The organism is Inquilinus limosus (assembly GCF_051487185.1).
In the GTDB taxonomy this organism is placed as follows: domain Bacteria; phylum Pseudomonadota; class Alphaproteobacteria; order DSM-16000; family Inquilinaceae; genus Inquilinus; species Inquilinus limosus_F.
Genome location: NZ_JAHVDK010000011.1, coordinates 184,132 through 204,453, shown reverse-complemented (window position 1 = coordinate 204,453; position 20,322 = coordinate 184,132). Strand labels below are relative to the sequence as shown.

Below are 20,322 nucleotides of genomic sequence, written 5' to 3'. Positions count from 1 at the left end.
GCCGCATCGGCAGATCTGTCGGGCGCACGCCGATCGCCTCTCCCGCTTGCGGGACCGTTTCAGAACACCACTCTTTGGGCAGGCCTCGACGGCGGGGCCCGTCAACCTCCGCGCCGGATCTGCATCGGTGTCGTCCGGCGATGCTGCCGCATGGTCGTGGTCAGATGGCTCTGGCTGGAAAAGCCGCTGAGATAGGCGACCGCGGCGATCGTCAGCTCGCCCTCGACCAGCAGCTTTTCGGCGAAGGCCAGGCGCAGGCCGATGACGTATCGGTGCGGCGGCTCGCCGAAGGTCCGGGTGAAGGCCTGGATGAAGTGGCGCGGCGATAGGCCGGCGACCGCCGCCAGCTCCGCCACCGACACTTTGCGAGAGAAGTTGCCGGCGAGATACTCCCGCACCTGTCGGGCGGCGCGGGCGGACAGCCCACCCCTGACGGCCGGCGGGGGCGTCCGCACGCCCGAATAGTGGCGCAGGATGTGGATGCCGAACAGCGTGACCAGCGAATCGACGTAGAGCTCGTTCGGCGCCTCCCGCTGCGTCAGCTCCGCCTTCAGCATCCGGGCGATCCGCAGCGCCCAGGGATCGACGGTGCCGAAGGGCGGCGGCTGGAGCTCCACCCCGCCCGCATCGAACTCCTGCGCCGCCAGTTCGAGCAGGCTCTCCGGCGTCACCGCGACGATCGCGTTCTCCCGGGTGGTCGGCCAGGCCATGCTGCTGTCCACATTCGCCGGGTTGAGGACGATCATCCCGGTCGGCGCGTCGTAGATCTGGGGCTTGTCGCTGCCGAGCGTCGCCCTGATCCGGGGCGCCGGGGCGAGCACGATACCCGCACAGTGATCCTGCGCCAGGAAGGTCTGCGATCCCGGCGGGCGGATCGAATGGAACGCGCCGCCCCGGGGGGTCGCGATTCGCGGGCCCGCAGGCCGGGGAACGACATCGAGAAGATCATAGCCGCCTTGCCGCGGCCCCTCGGGTTTGCGCCGCGCCGAGGGATCGAACCGTCGCGGTCCGGACGTGCCGTCGAGAGGCCGAGACGAGTCCGCAGACATGGACATGGGAAGCTTCCGAAGCCGAGCACACGGCGTCGCCTCCGGGATGCGTCTCGGGGACCGCACCGCCAGGGCGGGATTCGGGCCCGGCAATGCCGCACCGGCGCCGGGCCCGATCGGCGTCGTATCGGCAGTTCTTCCTATGTCATTGATTCGTCCCGGCTCTTGGCCAGTCCCCGAGGCCGCCCGGCGCGGATGAGCCGCCGTCGGGGCAGACAATCGTCTGATATATCCGGCAGGCGCAGATAGACACAGTTTCCACGGCCGGTATTTCAGGAAAGTCCGGTTCTTTCAGGAAAGTGCGGATCCTCTCAAAAAAGTTGAGTGCCCTCTCGAGAGGCCGGGACCTCCGGTCCCCGTCACCGGCCCGGCATGGGATCGGAGCGGGCCGAGGAGGCTCCCGAGGACGATCCTTCGCGCCGGATCTTCCGCGGCGTCGTCTGGCGGTATTTCCGCATGGCGGTCGTCAGGTGGCTCTGGCTGGAGAAGCCGCTGAGATAGGCGACCTCGGCGATCGTCAGCTCGCCCTCGACCAGCAGCTTCTCGGCGAAGGTCAGGCGCAGGCCGATGACGTAGCGGTGCGGCGGCTCGCCGAAGGTGCGGGTGAAGGCCTGGATGAAATGGTGCGGCGACAGGCCGGCGACCGCCGCCAGCTCCGCCACCGATACTTTGCGCGAGAAGCTCTCGGCCAGATACTCCTGCACCTGCCGGGCGCTGCGGGCGGGCAGCCCGCCCCGGACGACCGGCGGCGGCACCCGCACGCCCGCATACTGGCGCAGCAGGTGGATCCCGAACAGCGTGACCAGCGAGTCGACATAGAGCGGGTTCGGCGCCCCCCGCTGCGACAGTTCCGCCTTCAGCATCTGGGCGATGCGCAGCGCCCAGGGATCGGCCGTGCCGAAGGGCGGCGGCTGCAGCTCCACGCGGGCCATGCCGAATTCGTGCTCCGCAAGCTCCTGCAGGCTTTCCGGCGTCAGGACGATGATCACGCTTTCCCGGGCGGCCGGCCAGGTCAGGCTCCCGCTCCTGGCCGCCGGAATCAGGACGAGCCCCCCGGCCGGCGCGTCATGCAGCTGTGGTTCGCCCTCTCCGAGCACCACCCAGCCGCGCGGCGTGGGGGAGAGCACGATCTCGGCGCAGTGGTCCCGCGCCGGGAAGCGCTGCGACCCCGGCGGACGAAGCGCATAGAAAGCGCCGCCCCGCGGGGTCGTAATGCGCGGCCCCGCGCCGCTGGGAACGAAATCGAGGCGATCATGACCGCCCGGCCGCGCCTCGGCTCCGTGGCGTGGCGGAGGATCGAACCGCCGCCCTGTTCCGGGCGTGCCGCCGGCGGGCCGAGGGGTATCTGCGAAAATGGACATGGTCCGGAGCCGAGCGAGACGCCTCGTGGTGCATGTCTGGGGAGCAGCGCGCCGCTGGGCGGCGGCCGGGCCCGACCGAATGGCATCGGCGCGCCGGGCCCGCTCGGCGCCGCCTCGACAACCCGTCTATGTCATTGATTTGCCCCGATCCTTGGCCGTATGACCAAGACGCTCCGATTCCGGCGATGGGATTTTAGCCAGACATGTAAGATGTCTGATGATTTGGCTATGCCGGAGTTCCTACGGCCGGTATTCCAGGAAACTCCGTTTTTTCAAAAAAGTGCGAATTGATTTCAGAAACTCGACCTGCGCCGTGCAGGCAGGCCCCCGGTCATGGCGGGGCGCGGGATCGGGTCCCATCGCAGGGGCCGCCGCGGACGATTCTCCACACCGGGTCTTCATCGGTGCCGCCGGGCGGCCGCGGCTCACGAAGCCGCCGGGACGGGCGACCCGACGCGATGGACCGCCGGGATACCGCGGGTGCTTCGCTCTGCCCCTGTGTCCCCTGGCCCCTCACCGGATCACCTCACGGTCATATCATCGTATGAATTCCTGCATACATATCCTGTTATCGGCCGACGGCAACACGGCGCGATCTCCCAATCCGTGCAAAACTATTATCAATAGACAGAAATAGAATTCGTCTAAATTTTTATGCATGAGCCGGAATAATGAACATAAAATGCTATTGAACAAGTGGTCGACCGAATCTCACCAGAACGATGAGTATAGCCGTGACTAGGCCGACAGGGATTATCGTGCGCGCGGCACGCGGCCGAAATAGCGCTTGTAGTTGCGATAGAAGGTCGAGGTGTTGGAGAAGCCGTGATCCAGGATCACGCTCGCCACCTTCTGCCCGCCGGCCTCGATCTCCCGCCGCGCGGCCTCCAGCCGCGTCGTCATGATTGTCTCGTGCAGCGACGCCCGGTGCTCGTAGAAGATGCTGTACAGCTTCCGCTTCGATACGGCGAACTCCCTGGCCAGCAGATCGGCGCCGAGGGCCGGATTCTTGACGTTCTGGGCGATGAAATCCCTGATCCTCTGGAAGAGGCCGTGGTCGCGGGGCGCGCTCTCATCGGCCTGCGCCAGATAGTCCCGGATCGCCACGCCGATATAGTCGAAGATCGGAATGTCCTGCCGGCACGGGCCGATGTCATTCCCTTCCGGCTCGACCAGCTCGGCCTGGCGGACGATGTAGTCCGCCATCGAGGCGCTCGTGATCACCAGGAAACCCGGCGCCTCCGCCAGGATCGGCGGCTTGGCCCCGCTGAGCTGGAGCCAATCCACCTCGCATCCGCCGACGTTCCCGTCCGACAGGGTCAGGCTGAAGTCCAGGTTGCCGTCGATGACGAGGACCGAGTCCGGTGCCAGGGGCTGCCCCGCCTCTCCCACCGTCAGCTCGCCGCCGCCGCGAAGAACCAGGGCGAGGAAATGGTCCTCCAGGCTTGCGCACCGGCCGCCGGACCGCGTGAGGACGCCGGGGGTGATGCGCAGATGAGCCACGCCGCTGCTGCCGACGAAGCTGAACCGGATCGCGGCACGGAAGCCCTGCCCGTGCGGTTCGAAATCCGCCCCCAGCACGGAGGCGCAGGCCTGCCGGGCGAAAGCGTCCGCATCCGCGTAGAGGATCGATCCGGAGATGGAGCTGCCTTGAATGGTGTTGGGCGCTTGCCGGGGCATCGGTCGCGGTTGATGGGGAGTGGGAGGAGGCCCCTGGCGGACCACATGGTCTGCGCCGACCGGGGGGTCTGTATTGGCCGGCAACGCGGAGCGGGATTTCACCCCCGGGAACCCGATGCGACGGCAAACGTTTGCCAAACATAGCCGGCCCGCGATCCTCTGCAAGATGTTTCTTCCAGCATACAAAGGTTTCGTCGATCGGCGGGGCCGGGCGCCTTATTTCCAACACTGAATTGGGGGACGAAACGGCAGGAAGGGGAGCAGTGCTGAACGATGGCGAGACGGCGCAAGGACGGCCGGAGTTCCGGCCCGCTCATGAGCGATGTCGCGCGGCTGGCGGGCGTGGCGACATCGACCGTCAGCCGCGCCCTTGCCATCCCCGGCCGGGTCAATGAGGTAACCCGGCGCCGCATCGCGGCCGCGGCCGAGCAGCTCGGCTACATCCCGAACAGCGCGGCGCGGATTCTACGCGCCGGCAGGTCCAGGACCATCCTGGCCACCCTGCCGGGCCCGGGCATCAGTTATGGCGCGGCCCAGATCACTCCCCGGGCCCTGGAGAGCCTCGCAGCCACCATAGCGGAAAGCGGGTTCGATCTCCTCTTCGCCAACCGCAACTCCCCGGCCACCGCGAGACATGTTCTCGACCTGGCATTCGGCGGCACCGTCCGCGGCGTCTTCGTCCTCGGCATCGCGGACTTGCCGTCACATGGAAACCGGTCCCTCGCCGATGCGAGCCTCCCGACGGTCTCATTGCTGATCGACCGCAGCGCGGCCGGCATACCGAGCGTCGTCACCAACGATCGCGAGGCGATGCGCGAAGGGGTGCTCCACCTCATCGATCTGGGCCATCGCTCGTTCTTCTATGTCGCGGGACCGGCCGCCAGCTATCACGAAACCGAGCGATTCTCGGGCGTGCTCGACGCGCTGGCGCTGGCGGGCCTCTCCAGGCGGGCGGTCATTCGCCATGGCGGCCACCTCCCGTTCGGGCGCGGTTTTCAAAGCGGCGTCGAGGCGGCGCATGCGTATCTGGCGCTGAAGCGCCGCCCGACCGCGGTGGTCTGCTGCGGCGACGATGCCGCGATCTCCTTCACCGGCACCGTCCGATCGAACGGCGTGGCCGTGCCGGGCGACGTCTCCCTCATCGGTTTCGACGGGGCGCCCGTCGGCGCCTTCTGCGATCCACCCCTGACCACGCTGGAGCAGCCGACGGAGGATCTCGGGATCCGCGCCGCGGAGGCGATGCTCCAGCTCCTGGATGGCGGCGCCGCTCCGGCGCTCAAGACCACCCTGCCGAGCCGCCTCTTGCTGCGCGGCAGCACGGCGGCCCCGAAGGAACGCTATCCGGCGCGTGGCGTCCGCCCGAATCGGCGCTTGTAGTTTCGATAGAAGGTCGAGGCGCTGGTGAAGCCGTGGTCCCGGATCACGCTCGCCAGCTTTCGACCGCCGGCCTCGATGGCCCGATGCGCCGCCTCCAGCCGTGCCGTCATGATCATGTCGCGCAGCGAAGCGCCCCCGTCGCTGGCGATGCTGTACAGCTTTCGCTTCGAAAGGCCGAACTCCCGCGCGATCAGATCCGCTCCCAGGAGCGGGTGCCCGACGTTCTCCTCGATGAAGGCCTCTATCCGGCGGCGCAGCCTTGCGCCGTCCGCTTCCCCCGCAGCGGCTTGGGAGACATAGTCCCTGAGCGCTCTTCCGACGTAGTCGAAGACCGGCATCCGCGCCGCGAGCGGCTCGCCCGCCTCCGCCCCTTCGATAATCAGCCTGGCTTGGTTGGACACGTATTGCGCCAGCATGCTGCTGGCCAATGGGATGCAGCCGGCCGTCCGGCGCAGCTCGGGCAGGCTGGGGGCCGCGACGTGCAGCCAATCGACCAGATAGCCTACGCCGGTCGTCTCGCCCAGCCGCAGTTCGAAGCCCCGGTCGCCGTCGATGGCGACGACCATTCCCGGCGTCAGGGCGCATGTCTGCTCCTCGATCACCAGCTCGCACTCGCTCCAGGGCACGAGGACGAGATAGTGATCGCCGAGCCGGGCAAGGGCGCCGGCGGGACGCCGGATCACGCCGGCGCCGGACCAGATCTGAATGGCCCTGCTGCGTCCAACGATGCCGAACCGCAGGCTTGCGGGAGCGAACTCCTGCCCCAGCGGCTCGATCCGGGAATCGAGGAGCGGGTGGCACAGCCGCTTGCAGTGTTCGTCAGGACCGGCACAGAGAATCGATCCATAGGCAGAACTTTCTCGCATCTCTTAACATCTGCAGGCGTTGCTCATGGACAGCGCAGCCTCCCAGCCCTCCTAATAGGACTATGGTCTCACAAAATGCATGTGTCGTCCTAAGACCCCGAAAGCCTTTGATACCGGTACCAGGATGAGCCGATGGGGAACGCGGCCGGCCCTTGGGCCAGAGACACGGTCACGATCGTTCCGGATAGCCGACATCTGTGTTCCGGAAGCAAAGGAAGGTTCATGCACCCCGATAGCCGTTGCATCTCCGACTTGGCTTCCCCACCAGCCGAATAACTAAATGCCATGCATTTAAATCACAAGATTTTCCTACATCGCCAGTCCAGGATATATATTTATAATTTTGTTCCTGAAAAAGACGTTCATTCGAGATCGTCGCAACCTGGACGGGAGCCCGCTTTCCTCAATCCTTACATTGCGGCAACCCCTGTTTGTATGCAAACAACCCGCGCTTCTTCTTGAAGCCGGACCGAATTGCCGGCCATTCTTCCCGCCGGTCCGGATTGCGTTTCGAATGCCTAAAAATCATTGAGTGTTGGTTGGGCGGCACGAATCTTCGCCCAAAGCACGAGCCGCCGCCGCTGACGGACCAATCAGCCGATGCGACGAGGATTGCATCCCGTGCAGCGTGAACTCTCATTCCGCCGCACGGGCGACGCATCGCCTGCATGATTTGACATCACATCTGCGCCGGACGCCATTCCGAGCCGCGGGAAAGAGGCGGGCAACCTCGGTATATCGGACGAATGCTTGCTGGTCCGGCCCCGATCGTCAGAGCGACCGAGAAGAGGCCGGAAGCCCGTGCCGACCTCCTTCGGTTTCCACCGTCAAGGTGACGCAGAAAGATGGTCATGCCCCACCAGGCCGCTTCGGCCGGCCAAAGCGTCACGACCTCCGGCTCAATGTTCTTCGAGGGAGGCGTCGACTGTTTCCGATCACAGTTCTGCCAGCCGTTGCTGCATGCGGACTTCCTGCCGACCACCGACATCCCGTTCAAGGCGGCGGCCAGGCTCGGCATCGTCGACGATCACCGATCTATGCGACTGCACTGCACCCCCGGCATATTCCGGCGCCGCGGCGGACCGTCTGGCGGTGCCTTCCCCCATTGTCTCGTGATCGCCACCGGAAACAGCTCCGCGCTCCTGATCAAGGACCAGAGCATCCGGCTGGAGGCGGGCGCGGCCGTCATCCTCGACGGCAGCTGCGAATTCGATCTCGTCCTGGAGAAAGACTCCGACCGGCCCTGCCTGGTGGACTGGCTCCACATCGCCCAAGGCGCGGCGACCGCCTTTCCGCCCCTCGACACGGTCGCCGTGATCAACAGCGAGGTGGTCACGACCTATATCAGGGTCCACAACGAGCTGATGACCAGCGAACAGATCTCGGACCTGACGTCGATCTCGGAGACGCCGTCCTTCAGCCACCTGATCGAGATCATTCGGTCCCACCTGCTCGGCACCTCCCCTTCGCGACACCAGGACAGGGACGAGCAGCTCTACGCGCGGATCAGCGTCTATATCCGGGAGAATCTGGGAAACCGCGAGCTCTCACCCGACTCGATCGCCCGGTACTTCGAGATCTCGCCCCGGAAGCTCTATGCCCTGTTTGAACGGATGGGCGTCTCGCTGCGGGAGACGATCACCAGGATGAGGCTGGAAGCCGCGCACGGCGAGCTCGAACTCGGTTCGAAGAAGGTGTCGACCGTCCTTCTCGATTATGGATTCAGCAACGCCTCGACCTTCTACAGACTCTACAAGAAGCATTTCGGCCGGCCGCCGCGATCGGGACGCGTAAAGGCGGAGAAGGTAAAGAAGACGGGCACTCCCCCGCCGTCGACGGATCCCCGCTGACGGCTACTGTGGCAACGGGACCCGATCCCGCCCAAATACGCCCGGGACGATGGCAGGGTCGGATGGCCCGCGTCAGCCCGGCTGGGCCGGCATCGGGAAGTGGCGGGCCATCCAGGACTGCCACTCCGGCCCCTTGCGCGCGGCGACGGCCGCCGCCTGGTCGCCGAACAGGTAGAGCCGGATCGGCAGATAGACCTGGCCGGCCATCGGCAGGGTGAAGAGATGGGCGATGCCGGGCGCCGGCGCCTCGAGCCGCAGCAGCACCTCCTCCGGATGGGCGCCCTCCCCGACATGCTCGACCTGTCCCGCCAGGGTCGGCGCGTCGGCCGCCGACTGCACCCGCTGGCCCGGCCCCGCCCCGGCGATGCCGAGGCGGCCGATCAGCGCCGCCCAGGCCGCCTCCTTCGGGTCGGGCCCCACGCCCATCAGTTGGAGGTTCACGCCGTGCTGGCCGCGGAACTGGGCGAGATACAGCCGCAGGATGCGGAAGAAGGCCCGCCAGCCATGCTCGTGGCCCTCGAACTGACCGTCCCAGTCGTCGCTTTCGGCGAACCAGGCGTGCACCACCCGGACGATGCAGGTGCCGCCGGCGCGTGCCTCGACACTCCATTCGGTGGCGATGGTCGGGCCGCCCGGCCCCATGTCATCGCGGCTGTCGGCGGCGAAGCGGCGGGGCGGCTCCCAAGCGGTGATGGTCGCGAGCGAATCCATCCCGGGGCCGAAATTCGCGGTGACCGTGCCGCCCACCCGCTCCTCCACCCGGGTCGGCACGAACCAGGATGTGATGCCGGGCCCGGTGGCGATCGCCTGCCACACCTCTTCCGGCGTGCCCGGCACCTCGACCTCGGCCTGGACGAAACGGCGGCCGGATTCGTCTTTCCTGACGGGCATGGCTATTCCCCTTCCTTCTCCGGAAAATGCTTGGTCATCCAGGCTCTCAGCTCCGCCTCGACCCGGGCCGCGACGTCGCCGGCCCGGTCGCCGTAGAAGAAGGCGCTGATCGGCACTCGGGTCCGGCCCTGCCAGTTGTGGATGCCGATCAGGGCGATGCCGGGCGCCGGTTGCTCCAGCAGCAGCATGATCTCGCGGGACTTGGCGTCCTGCTGGACGCGCTCCACCGTCCCGGCGAGCGCCGGGGCGCCGTCCGGCGTGTTCCGCCGCTCGCCGACATTCGCCCCGGCCAGCCCGAGCCGCCCGACCAGATCGGTCCAGGCGTCGAGATCGGACCCCGGATGCATGCCCATGGCCCTTGCCGCGGCGCCCCGCATTCCGGCGAAGCGCGCGAGATAGGCCCGCAGCACCTCGAAGAAGCCGGGCCAGCCGGACTCGAACCCCTCCATCTCGTCGTCCCAGCTGCCTTCGGACGTGAACAGGCTGTGGACGAGCCGGAGGACGCAGGTGTCGCCCGACCGGCTGGTGATGACGCATTCCGTCGCCAGCGGCGGCGCCTCGCTGCTCCAGCCGCGCTCCTCATAGGCGAAGCGGAACGGAGGCTCCCAGACGGTAACGGTGCCGGCGGAGGCCATGCCTTCGCCGAATTCGAAGCGGATGGCCCCGCCGACCCGCTCCTCGACCGTGGTGGCGGTGAACCAGGCGCTGAGGCCGGGGCCGGTCGCGATCGCCTGCCACACCTGCTCCGGCGTTCCGGGCAGCAGCACCTCGAGCTCGACCCAGCGCCGCTTCGCGTCGCTCTTCACTGGCATGTCTGTTCCTTTCCCGGCTGGTCGGCGGGTTTGGGGTACGCCATCAGCACCAGGCGATGGTCGCGCCCCCCCGGTGCCGACGCGTTGTGGTACCGCGCCGCCAGGGCGGCGATCGACGTCGTGAGCTCCTGGGTGAAGGCGGCGCGGTCCGCCGGCGATGAGAAGCGGATCTCGGTGTCGATGGAGAGGGTCGCCAGCCGCTTCTCGGCGCGGATGGCGCTGCGCCACAGCCCGGTGACCTCGCGCATGATGCGGGCGGCCAGCGCGATCAGATAGCTGGCGGACAGGCGGTCGGAGGTCCGCCCGGGATCGGCGGCGACCGGCCCCAGCGCTTGCGGCGAGACGATGTAGGAGGTGGCGGTGGCCACGTACAGGCGCTCGGTCAGCCCGCCCCAACGCCGCGTCTCCGACTCACGGACCAGCCGGTGCGCCTCGAGCGCGCGCAGGTGATAGTTCACCTTCTGCCGCGGCATACCCAGCCGCGCGGCCAGCCCGGCGGCCGAAGCCGGCTCGGCCAGCTCCGCCAGCAACCGGCTGCGGACCGGCTCCAAGGCGGCGGCCGCCGCCGCCGGGTCATCGATGACGTCCACATCCAGCATGCGCCCATTCCAGCCTTGACAACTTTTTTTGTCAAGGCTGGATCAGGCCGGCCGGGACGGGCGTCATTGCACGGCTTGCTGCGGGAACAGGCGCCGGATCTCCGCGGGCAGCGTGTCGATCAGGTGGCGCATCGAACCCTCCGGCAGGTGGCGCTTCAGGACGCCGAACACGGCGCGGGCCGCGTCGCCCGAGTCGATCGGCCGGACGCCATCGAGCCGCGCCGCGATCCGCTGCAGGAATTCATCCTCGCTCCGCATCGTGTCGGGCGTGCTCGCCGGGTGGTAGCCGTCATAGAAGATGCCGCGCACCAGCATCGGCAGCTGGGCCGAGAGATGGGCCGCCGATTCCACGGGCAGCCGGTCCCGCAGGGTCTGCAGGACGGCGCGCAGCGCGTGGTAGCAGCGCTGCCGGTCCGGCCCTAGCGTCTCGCCGATTTCGTTCAGCCAGATGTTGGTCGTCTGCAGCGTCTTGTCGAATACGTCGAGGCCGGTCGCGCTCATGCCCCTCTCCTGCTCCGGTCCGGCGCCGACGGCGTCGAGACCTCTTCCAGCGTCTCGGCCGCCCCGGGCGCGTGCTTGGTCGACAGGTCGCCAAGCGACACCATGCCAACCAGCTGCTTGTCGGCGTTGATCACCGGGATTCGACGGACCTGGGCTTCGCCCATCAGCTCCGACACCTCCTCGACGTCGTCGTCGGTCCAGCACCAGCGAACATCCTGGGACATCGCATCCGACACCGGGGTGTCTTCGGGGTTGCGCCCCGCGGCCGTGACGCGGACGGTGATGTCGCGGTCGGTGATCATGCCGACCAGCCGCTTGCCGTCGCACACCGGCAGGGACCCGACGTTCAGCTCATCCATCCTCTGGGCCGCGTGGCGGATGCTGTCCTTCGGACGCACCACCGCGACATCGCTGGTCATCACCTCGGCTATCCTCATGGCGCTCTCCCTCGGCCCACGGCCGTCCGGTTGGGGAATGCGGCGGATCGCGAGGAGGGGCGGCGGCGTTCCGCGCCCCCGCGCGCCCCGCTCTACAGGGTCAACGAGCCGCCACCCGCGGCCGGTTCCCTTATCTTCACCCGCAGGAAAGCTGACGCCCTATCTCCCCCGAGGTCATTCCCGTGAAAGCGGGAATCTGCATCCGGCTGAGACAGGACGAGATCCCCGCTTTCGCGGGGATGACGAGCGCAAAAGCAAAATGATCTGACGCGCAGCTCAGTCGGAGACGCGCGTCAGCGCCTGCTGCAGCCGTTCGATTGCGACCTGGGCCTCGGCCCGGCGCTCGCGCTGCTCCTCCACCACCTCGTCCGGGGCTTTCTCGAGGAACTGCGCGTTGCCGAGCTTGCGGTCGATCTTCTCGACCTCGGTGGCGTTCTTCTCGATCTCCTTGGTCAGCCGCGCCCGCTCCTTGTCGAGATCGATGATCCCGGCCAGCGGCAGGACCAGCGTGGACTCGTCGATCACCGCCTGGGCGGCCCCCTTCTCCGGCACCGCGTCCGACACCTCGATCGAGGCCAGGCGGGCCAGGCGGCGGATCAGCGCGCCGTGGGTGTCGAGCCGCCGCTTCGTCTCCGCCGCGGCGTCGCGCAGCGTCGCCGTCAGCTCGGCCGCCGGCGGCACGTTCATCTCCGAGCGGATGGTGCGGATCGCCGAGATCAGCCGGATCACCCAGTCCATCTCGGCCGCCGCCTGCGGATCGACCAGGCCGGCCGGGTAGTCCGGCCAGGGCTGGGTCACCAGGGTGGCGCCGCCGCGGTCGGCGAGGTGGCGCCACAGCTCCTCGGTCTCGAACGGCATGATCGGGTTGAGCAGGTGCAGGATCTGCTCCAGCGCCCAGGCGGCGGTGGCGCGGGTCTCAGCCTTGGCCGCCTCGTCGTCACCGGCGAAGACCGGCTTGGCGAATTCGAGATACCAGTCGCAGAAGCCGGCCCAGGTGAACTGGTAGAGCGCCTGCGCCGCCTCGCTGAAGCGGAAGCCCTCCAGCGCCGCGGCCGCCTTCTCCGCGGTCTTCGCCACCTCGCCGACGATCCAGCGGTTGAGCGTCAGCCGGTTCGCCGCCGGGTCGTAGCCCGGCACCGGCCAGCACTCGTTCATCTCGCAGAAGCGGGCGGCGTTCCACAGCTTGGTGGCGAAGTTGCGGTAACCCTCGACCTGCTGCGGCCCCAGCTTGATGTCGCGGCCGGCGGCCAGCGACACCAGGGTCATGCGCAGCGCGTCGGCGCCGTAGCGGTCGACCAGTTCCAGCGGGTCGATGACGTTGCCCTTGGACTTCGACATCTTCTGGCCCTTCTCGTCGCGGACCAGGGAGTGGAAGTACACGGTGCGGAACGGCACCTCGCCCATGAAATGGATGCCCATCATCATCATCCGGGCGACCCAGAAGAAGATGATGTCGAAGCCGGTGATCAGCACGTCGCCGGGGTAGTAGCGCTGCAGCTCCGGCGTCTGATCCGGCCAGCCCAGGGTCGAGAACGGCCACAGGGCGGAGGAGAACCAGGTGTCGAGCACGTCGGTCTCGCGCCGCAGCTCGACCGGCTTGCCGTAATGGGCCTCGGCCGCCGCCTTGGCCTCGGCCTCGCTCTCCTCGACGAAGATCGTGCCGTCCGGCCCATACCAGGCCGGGATCTGGTGGCCCCACCACAGCTGCCGGCTGATGCACCAGGGCTGGATGTTGCGCATCCACTCGAAGAAGATGCCCTCCGCCATCTTCGGCAGCAGCACCGTGCGGCCCTGCTCCACCGCCTCGATCGCCGGCTTCGCCAGCACCTCGGCCTTCAGGTACCACTGCTCGGTCAGGAACGGCTCGATCGGCACGCCGCCGCGGTCGCCATGCGGCACCGAATGGACATGGTCCTCGATGGTCTCGACCAGGCCCAGCGCCTCGAGATCGGCGACCACGCGCTTGCGGGCTTCGTACCGGTCGAGGCCGCGATAGGCCTCCGGCACCTGGTCGTTCAGCCGCGCCTCCTCGTCGAGGATATTGATCAGCGGCAGGTCGTGGCGGCGGCCGACCTCGAAATCGTTGAAGTCATGCGCCGGGGTGATCTTCACCGCGCCCGAGCCCTTCTCGGGGTCGGAGTACTCGTCGGCCACGATCGGGATGCGCCGGCCGACCAGCGGCAGGATCGCATGCTTGCCGACCAGGTCCTTGTAGCGCTCGTCATCCGGATGCACGGCGACGGCGGTGTCGCCCAGCATCGTCTCCGGCCGCGTCGTCGCCACCACGATATACCGGCCCTCCTGGCCTTCGATCGGATAGCGGAAGTGCCAGAGATGGCCCTTGGTCTCCTTCTGCTCGACCTCGAGGTCGGAGACCGAGGTGCGCAGCTTCGGGTCCCAGTTGACCAGCCGCTTGTCGCGATAGATCAGCCCCTCGCGATGCAGCTGCACGAACACCTTGACCACGGCGCGGGACAGGCCCTCGTCCATGGTGAAGCGCTCGCGCGACCAGTTCGGGGTGGCGCCGAGGCGGCGGAGCTGGCTGGTGATGGCGCCGCCGGACTGCGCCTTCCACTCCCAGACCCGCTCCAGAAAGCCATCGCGGCCGAGATCCTGGCGGCGCACGCCTTCCTTCGCCAGCTCGCGCTCCACCACCATCTGGGTGGCGATGCCGGCATGGTCGGTGCCGGGCTGCCACAGCGCGTCACGGCCGCGCCGGCGGTTGAAGCGCGTCAGCACGTCCTGCAGGGTCATGTTGAAGGCATGGCCCATATGCAGGCTGCCGGTCACGTTCGGCGGCGGCATCATGATGGTGAAGGGCGCCGCGTTCGACTGGACGTTGTTGGCAAAGGCGCCGCTGCCCTCCCACTCGGGGTACAGCTTGGCCTCGACCTCGCGCGGCCCGTAAGTCTTGTCCAGCATGGCTGGTCTTCCGTGTTCTTGAATGTCTGGCGATGGGTGGCGGAGCGGAGGATCAGCGCCGTACGGCGCCGCTGGCGATGCGGGATACCTCCCGCTCCACCGCCTGCTCGACCAGCCGCGGCAGGTTGGCGTCGAGCCATTCCTTCAGCATCGGCCGCAGCAATTCGCGCACCAGATCGTCCACCGTCTGGCCCTTGTGCACCGTCGCCGCCGGCGGGGCCGCGGCGCTCAGCCGGGCCAGGGCCGCAAGCGCGGCGCTGGCGCTGGCCGGAGAGACCACCGGCTCGTCCTCGGCCGCTTCAGCCGCGGCAGACGGCGGAGGGGCGGCAGGCCGCGGATCGTCCAGCGCCTCGGTCAGTTCCAGCACGTCGTCATCGGCCGGCGAGGACGCGGCTGCCTGGGCCCGCGCAGAATCGGCCGGGGCGGCCCGGCCGCGCGCCGGATCGTCCTCGGTGATCATCCGCCGGATGGAGGCCAGGATCTCCTCCATCGACGGCTCCTGCTGTGCCCGCGTCTCGCTCATCCTCTCGGTCGTCTTCCATTTTCCATCACATGGTCATGCCCGGACTTGATCCGGGCATCCAGAGACTGTCGACACACTCTGGATTGCCGGGTCAAGCCCGGCAATGACAGAAACAGGCCTGCCCCAGTCATCCCGGGGCACATTTTCACTCGTCGATCGAGGTCCCCCACCAGCGGGCGCGGGTCTTCTGGTAGTCCGGCTCCGGATCATAGACCTTGACCGCCAGCGCCATGTCGCGCGCAGTCAGCGTGCCGACGGCGTTGCGGAGCTGATAGCCGGCGACCACCTCGTTGCGCCGCGCCTGCACCAGGCTGAGCTGCGCCTCGAGCAGGTTCTGCTGCTCGGTCAGCACGTCGAGCACGGTGCGCGACCCGACCTGCGCCTCCTGCTGCAGGCCTTCCACCGCCAACTCCTCGGCCCTGACCGCGGCCTGGAATGACTTGATCGCCGCCCGCGCCGTCACCAGCGCCTGCCAGGACTGGACGGCACTCTGGATCGCCTGGCGCCGCTGCGACTCGATCTGGATCCGCCGCTGGCCGTGGGTGTAGCGCGCCTGGCGCACCAGGGATTCCTGGTTGCCCTGGGAATACAGCGGGATGGTCAGCTGGGCGACGATCGCGGCCGAGTCGATGCGCGATTGCGAACTGCTATTGAACGGAGGATACGGCCTGGGATGCGTGACCGTAGAATACTGTCGCTGGATCCGTGCCTGCACGTCCAGCGACGGCAGCAGCGCGCCGAACTGCAGGTCGATGTTGTCGGCCGCCGCCCGCTCGCTGAACACCGCCGCGACGATGCCCGGGAAATTCGCCTGAGCCTTCTGGATCGCGTCCTGCATCGAGGTCGGCAGCCCGGCCGGCACCGTCGGCGTCTCCAGCGTCCCCGGCGGCTGGCCGATGATGCGCTCGAACACCGCGCGGCTGGCGCGCAGCGTGCCTTCGGCCTCGATCCGGCCGGCGACGGCGCTGGCCAGGCTGGCCTCGGCCTGGCTGACATCGGTGCGAGTCACCTCGCCGACATTGAACCGGTCCTGGGTCGCTTGCAGCTGCCGGCGCAGCACCGCCTCGTTGTTCCGCTGCACGTCGAGCGCCGCCTGGGCCTGGACCACGTCGGCATAGGCGGTCGCCGCGTCCAGCAGCACCGTCTGCTCCGTCGTCTGGACCACCGCCCGGGTGGCCATGATCGTGTTCTCGGCCTGGTTGACCGCGGCCTGGGTGCGGCCGCCGTTATAGATGTTCTGCGTGACGGTGATGCCGAGCGTGGCCGGGTTGACCTCATGCCAATTGCCCTGCGTCCCGCCAGCCTGAAGGGGGGTCCCCCTTTGGCGGAATTCGCTGGTCGTGTTGGTGAACTCGCTTGAGATGCTGGCGTCGGCGCTGATCTGCGGCCGGTAGCCGGACAGGGCCTGGGCGATGCCCTCGTTGGTCGCCTTCAGCTGGGCGATGTCAGCCGCGAGGTCCGGGTTGGTGGCGTAGGCCGAGGCCAGCGCCTCCATCATCGACTGGGCCGAGGCCGGGGCAGAGCCCAGCGCCAGCAGGGCGGACAACACCGCGGTGGAGAGCCCGAACCGTCCAAATCGTGTCATCGTCAATACCGTCCCATGGTTGGGTCGATCTCGCGCGCCCAGGCGTCGATGCCGCCGCGCAGATTGACCACGTTGTCCATGCCCCTCGCCGAAAGCCACCGCACCACCTGCGCGCTGCGCCCCCCGTGGTGACACATGACGATCACCGGGCGATCGCCCGGAATCTCCTCCAACCGTCCCGGAATCTCACCCATCGGGATGTCGAGCGAGCCCTCGATCCGGCACAGCGCCAGCTCCTGCGGCTCGCGCACATCGACGAGGCAATGCCCGGCGCCGGCGCGTCGCCAGGCCGCCAAGGTCGCCACGTCGATCTCGAATTGCTGCACCCGATGCCCCGCCATCTATTCCCAGAAACCGGCGCTCAGAACTGGAAGGCCGGCTTGCGCTCGAAACCCGGTAGGATCGCCGTCGTCGCGTCGAACAGCGGACGCTGCGACGCGACTCCATCGATCGCGCCGACCAGCATAGCACGGCCGACGCCATCCCCGTCATCCACCACTGTGAGGAGGCGGCCACCGGGCGCCAGCTGCGCGATCAGCGCCGCCGGCACCTCCGCCACCGCGCCATCGATCAGAATGACGTCGTAGGGTCCTTCGGCCGGCCAGCCCTCCGTCAGCCGTCCCTCGGCCAGGGTCACGCCCTGGACACCGAGCTCGGCCAGCACGCCGCGCGCGGTGGCCAGCAGTGCCTTGTCCTCCTCCAGCGCGACCACCCGGCCGGCGTAGCGGGCGACGACCGCCGCGCTGTAGCCGGTGCCGGCGCCGACGATCAGCACCCGGGTGTCGGGCGTGATCCGGGCGTCGTTCAGCAACCGGCCGAGAACCCGCGGCTCCATCAGCACCCGGCCGCCGCCGATCGCCACATCCTCGTCGACATAGGCGACGCCGCGCCGCTCGGCCGGCACGAAGCGTTCGCGCGGGATGGCCATCATGGCGTCGATCAGGGCCTGGTCGATGACCTTGTTGGGCTTGATCTGCCCTTCGACCATGTTGAGGCGGGCGGCTGCGTAGTCGACCATGGCGATCCGGTATCCGAAAACAGGGAGCCGGAGCGGCCGGACGGCCGCCGCGGGCTCAAACGCAGCGGTTATATCGGCCTTCGCGCTCGCAACACAATCGCTCTGATGCCGGCCGGTGATGCCGGACCGGACGAGCAAGGTCGCAACATTCGGCGCGTTCGTCTCTTGACCCTGCTTCTCGGCGGACGATATACGGGGGCCGCCGTCGGGGCGCGATGGCTGAGTGGTCAAGCAGCGGACTGCAAATCCGTGCACGCCGGTTCGATTCCGGCTCGCGCCTCCAACGGCCCGCCGGAGTGCCGGCCGAACCCGCGCCTCCAAAAAGTGTCATCGGAAGCGCAAGTGAGGCTTGGCAGGGCGGGGCGAGGTTGCTATAAGCCGCGCCACCGACAGCCCGGAGCGATCCGGCGCTCGTGTTCCCTGGTAGCTCAGTCGGTAGAGCAGCTGACTGTTAATCAGCGGGTCACTGGTTCGAGTCCAGTCCAGGGAGCCACTTTTCCTCACCACTTCATGTCCATCGATGTGACGGCCATGTCGGCCGGCAGGCGGTACATTCCGTCGCAGCGTCTTGGCACGGACCGGCCGATCCATTAGATGGAAAGCGCTTCCGGGCGTTGTCAGAACGGTCCCGGCTTTCCGGAACCGAGATGGCCCCGTACGACGCGTCTTCCCGCCCCGGCCTCCTTCCTCCGCCACCGACCGAGACGGTGCCCGTCCGGCCGATCGCGGTCGGCTCCTACAACGTGCACAAATGCGTCGGCCTGGACCGCCGCTTCGATCCGCTGCGCATCGCCGCGGTGATCGCCGAGCTCGGCGCTGATGTCGTGGCGCTGCAGGAGGTCGACCGCCGGTTCGGCCGGCGCTCCGGCCTGCTCGACGCCGAGACGCTGCGCCGCGACAGCGGCCTGCATCTGGTGCATGTCTCCGACCTGCCCGACGGCCATGGCTGGCACGGCAACGCGCTCCTGGTGCGGGAGGGCGTGGTCACCCGCCTGCGCCGCCTGTCGCTGCCGGGGGCCGAGCCGCGCGGGGCGATCGTCACGGAGCTGGCGCTGCCGGCCGGCCGCCTGCGGGTGATCGCCGCCCATTTCGGCCTGCTGCGCCGCTGCCGGATGCGCCAGGCCGCCGCGATCATCGAGGAGATCGCCGAAGGCGAAAGCATGCCGACGCTGCTGGTCGGCGACCTCAACGAATGGCGCCCCGGACGGCGCTCCTCCCTGCAGCCGCTCGGCGCGCTGTTCGGGCCGCTCGACGCGAGCCCGCCCAGCTTCCCGGCTCCGCTGCCCCTGGTCTCGCTCGACCGAATCCTCGGCTGGCCGCAGGGCGTGCTCCGCTCGGTGCAGGTCCATCGCAGCCCGCTGTCGCGCATCGCGTCGGACCATCTGCCGCTCAAGGCCGTGGTCGATCTGGCCGCCGCCCTGCCCGACGCGTCTGCGCCGCTGTCGGAAGCCGCCTGACGCGTCCCGCTCAGCGGGAGGCGTCGACGCCCAGCTCCTGCGCCAGCGACTCGAACTCGTCCTGGATGTCGTTGATCGTCGGCAGGCCCAGCGATTTCAGCTCGGCATGCACCTTCCGCGCCGGCTCCGAATCCAGGTCCCGCTTGAAGTTCACCACCACCTCCCGGGCCGAGCCGTAGCCGCGAAAGCGCTCGATCTCGGCACGGGTCGCCTTCTGCACATGCTCCAGCCTGCGTCTCTCCGCCTCGGACCGGCCCTCGGCCTGGGCCTTGAGGACCGGGTCGAAGGCGCGCCTGGTGACGAAATCGACCAGCTTTTCCCTCGCACTCTCGGACATGACGTCCTCCTGTCTCGCATAGTCTTGCTGGTCTACGGCCCACGATGATCGAGGGTTCCGGTGCCCGTGACGCTCGGTCCGCCTCGATCTTGGCTCGGCGCGGCCACCACCCCAGATTGTTGAGTCGGCATCGGCATTGAGTCAGTCTTCCAGTGTCGCCGAGCGGCCCGGAGCGGGAGCGGCCCATAGGGAGTCGATGGCATGGCCAAGGTGCTCGCCTGTATCGACGGCTCGATCTATTCCCAAAGCGTCTGCGATCTGTCGGCCTGGGCCGCATCGCGGCTGAACCAGCCGGTCGAGCTGCTGCATGTGCTGGGTCGGCGCGAGGTATCGACCATCCCGGTCGACATCAGCGGCACCCTGGTCGCCTATTCCCAGGACATCCTGGCCGAGTTGGCCGCCATGGACGAACAGCGGGCCAGCCTGTCTCAGAAGCGCGGCCGGCTGATCCTGGACGAAGGCCGCAACCGGCTGAAGGAGGCCGGCGTCGCCGATGTCGAGACCCATCTCTACAACGGCGATCTGGTCGAGACGGTCGGCGAATTCGAAGCCGACGCCAGCCTGATCGTCGTCGGCAAGCGCGGCGAGGCGGCCGACTTCGCGAAGCTGCATCTCGGCTCGAATCTCGAGCGTGTGGCGCGCGCCGCGAAGAAGCCGGTGCTGGTCGCCGCCCGCGCCTTCAAGCCTGTCCGGCGCTTCCTGATCGCCTTCGATGGCGGCCCGAGCGTGACCAAGGCGGTCGACCTGATCGCCAACGGCCAGCTGCTGCGCGGGCTGGAGGGCGAGCTGCTGATGGCCGGCAGCCCCGACGAGGAGGCCGAGGCCAAGCTGGACGCGGCCGAGACCAGGCTGCGCGACGCCGGCTGGAATATTCGCGCCCGGATTCTGCCGGGGGAGCCGGAGGCTGTGATCGCGACCGAGGTGACGGAGGCGTCGATCGACCTGCTGGTGATGGGCGCCTACGGCCATTCCCGCATCCGCAACCTGATCATCGGCAGCACCACCACGGCGATGGTGCGGTCGTGCCTGGTCCCGGTGCTGATGCTGCGCTGAGGCC

The 20,322-nt window shown here is 68.2% G+C and carries 19 protein-coding genes and 2 tRNA genes; 6 read left to right on the top strand and 15 right to left on the bottom strand.

Annotated elements, in window-relative coordinates; genetic code table 11:
• Positions 1-101 precede the first annotated feature (101 nt).
• The 3 genes from KXR53_RS15030 to KXR53_RS15020 form a co-directional block, all read right to left on the bottom strand.
• Positions 102-821, bottom strand: a complete 720-nt coding sequence (locus KXR53_RS15030) for a helix-turn-helix domain-containing protein (protein ID WP_437376011.1) — start codon at positions 819-821, stop codon at positions 102-104.
• Positions 822-1,408: 587 nt separating this feature from the next.
• Complete coding sequence (locus KXR53_RS15025) at positions 1,409-2,176, bottom strand: helix-turn-helix domain-containing protein (protein WP_437376009.1); 768 nt, start codon at positions 2,174-2,176, stop codon at positions 1,409-1,411.
• Between the two features lie 987 nt (positions 2,177-3,163).
• Positions 3,164-4,090 carry a helix-turn-helix domain-containing protein gene (locus KXR53_RS15020; RefSeq protein WP_437376008.1) on the bottom strand — a complete coding sequence of 309 codons (927 nt, stop codon included), beginning with the start codon at positions 4,088-4,090 and terminating at the stop codon, positions 3,164-3,166.
• A 315-nt stretch (positions 4,091-4,405) separates the two neighbouring features.
• Between KXR53_RS15020 and KXR53_RS15015 the strand changes: the two genes are divergently transcribed.
• Positions 4,406-5,467 carry a LacI family DNA-binding transcriptional regulator gene (locus KXR53_RS15015; protein WP_437376007.1) on the top strand — a complete coding sequence of 354 codons (1,062 nt, stop codon included), beginning with the start codon at positions 4,406-4,408 and terminating at the stop codon, positions 5,465-5,467.
• On the opposite strand, the gene KXR53_RS15010 is transcribed toward KXR53_RS15015, so the two are convergent.
• Entirely contained in the window at positions 5,428-6,069 is a 642-nt protein-coding gene (locus KXR53_RS15010) for a helix-turn-helix domain-containing protein (protein WP_437376006.1), read from the bottom strand. The genes KXR53_RS15015 and KXR53_RS15010 overlap by 40 nt on opposite strands.
• A gap of 1,115 nt (positions 6,070-7,184) precedes the next feature.
• On the opposite strand from KXR53_RS15010, the gene KXR53_RS15005 reads away from it, so the two are divergent.
• Positions 7,185-8,183: a helix-turn-helix transcriptional regulator gene (locus KXR53_RS15005; RefSeq protein ID WP_437376004.1), complete on the top strand. Its 999-nt coding sequence runs from the start codon at positions 7,185-7,187 to the stop codon at positions 8,181-8,183.
• 72 nt (positions 8,184-8,255) lie between these two features.
• Here the strand turns inward: KXR53_RS15005 and KXR53_RS15000 are convergent, their stop codons facing one another.
• From KXR53_RS15000 to KXR53_RS14955, 10 genes are all read right to left on the bottom strand, one after another.
• Positions 8,256-9,074 carry an SRPBCC family protein gene (locus tag KXR53_RS15000; protein ID WP_437376002.1) on the bottom strand — a complete coding sequence of 273 codons (819 nt, stop codon included), beginning with the start codon at positions 9,072-9,074 and terminating at the stop codon, positions 8,256-8,258.
• Between the two features lie 2 nt (positions 9,075-9,076).
• Positions 9,077-9,886 (bottom strand): SRPBCC family protein, encoded by an 810-nt coding sequence (locus tag KXR53_RS14995; protein WP_437376001.1) that lies wholly within the window; start codon positions 9,884-9,886, stop codon positions 9,077-9,079.
• Positions 9,877-10,485, bottom strand: a complete 609-nt coding sequence (locus KXR53_RS14990) for an ArsR/SmtB family transcription factor (RefSeq protein ID WP_437376000.1) — start codon at positions 10,483-10,485, stop codon at positions 9,877-9,879. Before KXR53_RS14990 ends, KXR53_RS14995 begins: the two co-directional genes overlap by 10 nt.
• Before the next feature lie 63 nt (positions 10,486-10,548).
• Positions 10,549-10,986 carry a DUF2267 domain-containing protein gene (locus KXR53_RS14985; protein WP_437375999.1) on the bottom strand — a complete coding sequence of 146 codons (438 nt, stop codon included), beginning with the start codon at positions 10,984-10,986 and terminating at the stop codon, positions 10,549-10,551.
• A complete protein-coding gene (locus KXR53_RS14980; RefSeq protein ID WP_437375997.1) occupies positions 10,983-11,423 on the bottom strand; it encodes a CBS domain-containing protein in 441 nt (146 codons plus the stop codon). Before KXR53_RS14980 ends, KXR53_RS14985 begins: the two co-directional genes overlap by 4 nt.
• A gap of 276 nt (positions 11,424-11,699) precedes the next feature.
• Positions 11,700-14,345 (bottom strand): valine--tRNA ligase, encoded by a 2,646-nt coding sequence (locus KXR53_RS14975; RefSeq protein WP_437375995.1) that lies wholly within the window; start codon positions 14,343-14,345, stop codon positions 11,700-11,702.
• A gap of 52 nt (positions 14,346-14,397) precedes the next feature.
• Positions 14,398-14,868, bottom strand: a complete 471-nt coding sequence (locus KXR53_RS14970) for a DUF2497 domain-containing protein (RefSeq protein ID WP_437375993.1) — start codon at positions 14,866-14,868, stop codon at positions 14,398-14,400.
• A gap of 145 nt (positions 14,869-15,013) precedes the next feature.
• Complete coding sequence (locus KXR53_RS14965) at positions 15,014-16,453, bottom strand: TolC family outer membrane protein (protein ID WP_437375992.1); 1,440 nt, start codon at positions 16,451-16,453, stop codon at positions 15,014-15,016.
• Positions 16,454-16,455: 2 nt separating this feature from the next.
• Positions 16,456-16,779: a rhodanese-like domain-containing protein gene (locus tag KXR53_RS14960; protein WP_437375990.1), complete on the bottom strand. Its 324-nt coding sequence runs from the start codon at positions 16,777-16,779 to the stop codon at positions 16,456-16,458.
• Positions 16,780-16,814: 35 nt separating this feature from the next.
• The gene (locus tag KXR53_RS14955) at positions 16,815-17,471 is read right to left on the bottom strand and encodes a protein-L-isoaspartate O-methyltransferase family protein (protein WP_437375988.1); all 657 of its coding nucleotides are present in this window, start codon (positions 17,469-17,471) and stop codon (positions 16,815-16,817) included.
• A gap of 209 nt (positions 17,472-17,680) precedes the next feature.
• Between KXR53_RS14955 and KXR53_RS14950 the strand changes: the two genes are divergently transcribed.
• From KXR53_RS14950 to KXR53_RS14940, 3 genes are all read left to right on the top strand, one after another.
• Positions 17,681-17,754, top strand: a tRNA-Cys gene (locus KXR53_RS14950).
• A gap of 134 nt (positions 17,755-17,888) precedes the next feature.
• Positions 17,889-17,964, top strand: a tRNA-Asn gene (locus KXR53_RS14945).
• A gap of 214 nt (positions 17,965-18,178) precedes the next feature.
• Positions 18,179-18,928 (top strand): endonuclease/exonuclease/phosphatase family protein, encoded by a 750-nt coding sequence (locus tag KXR53_RS14940; RefSeq protein ID WP_437375987.1) that lies wholly within the window; start codon positions 18,179-18,181, stop codon positions 18,926-18,928.
• A gap of 10 nt (positions 18,929-18,938) precedes the next feature.
• On the opposite strand, the gene KXR53_RS14935 is transcribed toward KXR53_RS14940, so the two are convergent.
• Positions 18,939-19,265 carry a hypothetical protein gene (locus tag KXR53_RS14935; RefSeq protein ID WP_437375986.1) on the bottom strand — a complete coding sequence of 109 codons (327 nt, stop codon included), beginning with the start codon at positions 19,263-19,265 and terminating at the stop codon, positions 18,939-18,941.
• A 201-nt stretch (positions 19,266-19,466) separates the two neighbouring features.
• Here KXR53_RS14935 and KXR53_RS14930 point away from each other — a divergent pair, with 201 nt between their 5' ends.
• Positions 19,467-20,318: a universal stress protein gene (locus KXR53_RS14930; RefSeq protein ID WP_437375985.1), complete on the top strand. Its 852-nt coding sequence runs from the start codon at positions 19,467-19,469 to the stop codon at positions 20,316-20,318.
• The last annotated feature ends 4 nt before the right edge of the window (positions 20,319-20,322 follow it).

Excerpts from the sequence above, each read along its gene's own strand:
- KXR53_RS14990 (WP_437376000.1), bottom strand. The coding sequence starts at position 10,485 with ATGCTGGATGTGGACGTCATCGATGACCCGGCGGCGGCGGCCGCCGCC.
- KXR53_RS15020 (WP_437376008.1), bottom strand. The coding sequence starts at position 4,090 with ATGCCCCGGCAAGCGCCCAACACCATTCAAGGCAGCTCCATCTCCGGA.
- KXR53_RS14985 (WP_437375999.1), bottom strand. The coding sequence starts at position 10,986 with ATGAGCGCGACCGGCCTCGACGTATTCGACAAGACGCTGCAGACGACC.
- KXR53_RS14965 (WP_437375992.1), bottom strand. The coding sequence starts at position 16,453 with ATGACACGATTTGGACGGTTCGGGCTCTCCACCGCGGTGTTGTCCGCC.
- KXR53_RS14980 (WP_437375997.1), bottom strand. The coding sequence starts at position 11,423 with ATGAGGATAGCCGAGGTGATGACCAGCGATGTCGCGGTGGTGCGTCCG.
- KXR53_RS14935 (WP_437375986.1), bottom strand. The coding sequence starts at position 19,265 with ATGTCCGAGAGTGCGAGGGAAAAGCTGGTCGATTTCGTCACCAGGCGC.
- KXR53_RS14930 (WP_437375985.1), top strand. The coding sequence starts at position 19,467 with ATGGCCAAGGTGCTCGCCTGTATCGACGGCTCGATCTATTCCCAAAGC.
- KXR53_RS14955 (WP_437375988.1), bottom strand. The coding sequence starts at position 17,471 with ATGGTCGACTACGCAGCCGCCCGCCTCAACATGGTCGAAGGGCAGATC.
- KXR53_RS15005 (WP_437376004.1), top strand. The coding sequence starts at position 7,185 with ATGCCCCACCAGGCCGCTTCGGCCGGCCAAAGCGTCACGACCTCCGGC.
- KXR53_RS15000 (WP_437376002.1), bottom strand. The coding sequence starts at position 9,074 with ATGCCCGTCAGGAAAGACGAATCCGGCCGCCGTTTCGTCCAGGCCGAG.
- KXR53_RS14975 (WP_437375995.1), bottom strand. The coding sequence starts at position 14,345 with ATGCTGGACAAGACTTACGGGCCGCGCGAGGTCGAGGCCAAGCTGTAC.
- KXR53_RS14995 (WP_437376001.1), bottom strand. The coding sequence starts at position 9,886 with ATGCCAGTGAAGAGCGACGCGAAGCGGCGCTGGGTCGAGCTCGAGGTG.
- KXR53_RS15015 (WP_437376007.1), top strand. The coding sequence starts at position 4,406 with ATGAGCGATGTCGCGCGGCTGGCGGGCGTGGCGACATCGACCGTCAGC.
- KXR53_RS14970 (WP_437375993.1), bottom strand. The coding sequence starts at position 14,868 with ATGAGCGAGACGCGGGCACAGCAGGAGCCGTCGATGGAGGAGATCCTG.